Below are 2,354 nucleotides of genomic sequence, written 5' to 3'. Positions count from 1 at the left end.
GTAAGCCCCCAATCAAACAACGCATATTTTTATGCAGCCCCTCTTAGTATGATCAATGTATCAACTGAAGGAGGTGCTTTCTCATGCCGCAAAAACCATTAACTATCGTCCCCGTAACATTACATCCTGTGCTAAACGTCAGCCTTCCAACTGTTTCTACCAATCCTTCCAGTCCTTGTACCATCAAACTGGCAAATGCCGAAATCATCTTCAAAAACGGCGTAGAGGAGTATATCATCCAAACGATCATGAGGGAGCTGATCGACCGATGAGACAGGATTATACCGGTGTCAAAAATATCTATATCATTTGCGGGAAAACGGATATGCGCAAAGGGATTGACGGCCTGGCTACGCTGATCCAGGACTCTTTCGAACTGGATCCGTACAGCGATTCCATCTTTCTATTCGCAGGATGGAAAAAGGATCGATATAAGTGTCTGTATTTCGACGGAGACGGCTTCGCCATGTTGTATAAGCGATTAGACAGTGGAAAACTGCAATGGCCAAGAAACGAACAGGAAGTGAAAAATCTGACCCAGCAGGAACTCCGCTGGCTGCTGGAAGGGTTGTCCATCCAGCAGCCGAAAGCGATTCAGCCCTCGCCAAAAGGCGCATTTTAACATTCGTCTTTCATCTGCTCTTCGAACCCGTTATAATGAAAAGAACGAAACCGAACGGAAAGCGGTGAGCGGTGTGGCAAACGAATCTTCATCTGAAAAGATCATTCGATTATTGGAAGATCAATTGGCTGTTGCGAGTCAACAAAATCAAGAACTCACCAAGCAAATTGAATCGCTCACCCATCAAATTCAGCACTTAACCAAGCTCCTGTACGGATCCAAAACGGAGAAATCCAAATACAATACGCCCGACGGGCAAGGGTCCCTCTTTGATGAGGATGATTCTCCTTTTCCTGAACCTGAGCACACAGAAGAACAAAGCCAACAGACTGTTTCGTACACTGTTGTCAGAAAGAAAACTAGGAAAAAGAGAAACGATTCCTTGTGTGACCATGTGGAGGTGGAGTGCGTCCATCACCACCCCGATCAAACCATTTGTGAGTGTTGCCGGCACGACATGACGGAAATCGGCAGCACGATTGTCCGTGAGGAAGCAAAATTTATCCCTGCCAAAATGGTAAAAGTGCAGCACATTGAACATGCCTACGAATGCAAGGTGTGTAAACAGGCTGTCTCATTGCCCGCACAAGTAAAACGAGGACATGCCCCTCAACCCGCCATTCAACGCAGCCTCGCCAGTGCCAGTGTTTTGGCGAAAGTATTGCACGACAAGTTCATCTTGTACGTGCCCCTTTACCGACAGGTGAACGAATGGATGCGGTATGGACTGGAAACCAATGACAAAAATTTGTCCAACTGGGTCATCCGGGCAGCCCATGATTGGCTGTCGCCGGTGTATGATCGGATGAAAGCCTTGATGATGGGTAAATCCCTCCTCCATGCGGACGAAACCTACGGGAAAGTAATCCGCCGATCGGACGGGAAATCCGGCCAGACGAACGCCTACAATTGGGTCTACCGCACGGTCCCAAGCCAGGGTCCCGTCATGACCCTGTTTCAGAGCGCCCTTTCGCGCGCTAGGTCTGTCCTTGAAAGCTTCATCGGAGGCTTCAAAGGGACCATCATCTGCGACGGGTATTCAGCCTACGGCAACCTGCCCGATGTACAGTTCGCCAACTGCTGGGCACATGTCCGCCGCTATTGGCTAAAAGCCGACAGCCAAAACGGGCGCAAAGGCGTCAATTTCTGTGACCAATTGTACCGGCTGGAGCGAAAGTTCAAACACCTTTCCCCAGGGAAACGGCGCAAAGAACGCATGAAGTATTCGAAACCCATTGTGGATGAGTTCTTCCAATGGATCGAGGACTCTCCTTTCTTCGGGAAAAGCGCCCTGGCGAAAGCAGCGGACTACACCCTCAACCGGATCGAAGGCCTGCGGGCTTTTCTATACGATGGCCGTATTGAAATTGACAATAATCCAGCTGAAAACGCGATCCGCCCCAACGTGATCGGCCGAAAAAACTGGCTGTTTTCCGTCAGTGAGGCCGGTGCGCAAGCGAATGCGATTTGTCTAAGCCTCGCTGAAACGGCGAAGTGCAACGGCATCGATTTCTATGAATATGTCAAAAAGCTGTTGACGGATTTACCCACATTGGAAATCCGCCAACAGCCGGAAATTCTGGATCAGTATTTACCTTGGGCCAAAAACATTCAGGCTACTTGCGCCAAACTCTGATAATAGCCGGCCATTCTTTGAAAAACATAAGAATAGACGGCTGTTTGGCATGCGCACCGAAAAGGTGCGCTTATTTTATTTATATTTCGGGCTTAC

Annotated in this window: 3 protein-coding genes; all 3 read left to right on the top strand. The window is 48.9% G+C overall.

Annotated features, from left to right (window positions below; genetic code table 11):
* Nucleotides 1–83: 83 nt before the first annotated feature.
* The 3 genes from H9631_RS22035 (at nt 84) to tnpC (ending at nt 2,258) form a co-directional block, all read left to right on the top strand.
* Nucleotides 84–272: a hypothetical protein gene (locus tag H9631_RS22035; RefSeq protein ID WP_191816594.1), complete on the top strand. Its 189-nt coding sequence runs from the start codon at nt 84–86 to the stop codon at nt 270–272.
* The gene (tnpB, locus tag H9631_RS22030) at nt 269–622 is read left to right on the top strand and encodes an IS66 family insertion sequence element accessory protein TnpB (RefSeq protein ID WP_191816592.1); all 354 of its coding nucleotides are present in this window, start codon (nt 269–271) and stop codon (nt 620–622) included. Before H9631_RS22035 ends, tnpB begins: the two co-directional genes overlap by 4 nt.
* 73 nt (nt 623–695) lie before the next feature.
* Nucleotides 696–2,258 (top strand): IS66 family transposase, encoded by a 1,563-nt coding sequence (gene tnpC / locus H9631_RS22025; protein WP_318246857.1) that lies wholly within the window; start codon nt 696–698, stop codon nt 2,256–2,258.
* Nucleotides 2,259–2,354: the final 96 nt, after the last annotated feature.

It is taken from the genome of Bacillus norwichensis (genome assembly GCF_014836955.1).
In the GTDB taxonomy this organism is placed as follows: Bacteria; Bacillota; Bacilli; order Bacillales; family Bacillaceae_C; genus Siminovitchia; species Siminovitchia norwichensis.
This window is presented reverse-complemented; position numbering and strand designations above follow the sequence as displayed.

Bases quoted from the DNA above. Each gene is read 5' to 3' on its own strand.
- H9631_RS22035 (WP_191816594.1), top strand. From the start codon at position 84: ATGCCGCAAAAACCATTAACTATCGTCCCCGTAACATTACATCCTGTG.
- tnpB (WP_191816592.1), top strand. From the start codon at position 269: ATGAGACAGGATTATACCGGTGTCAAAAATATCTATATCATTTGCGGG.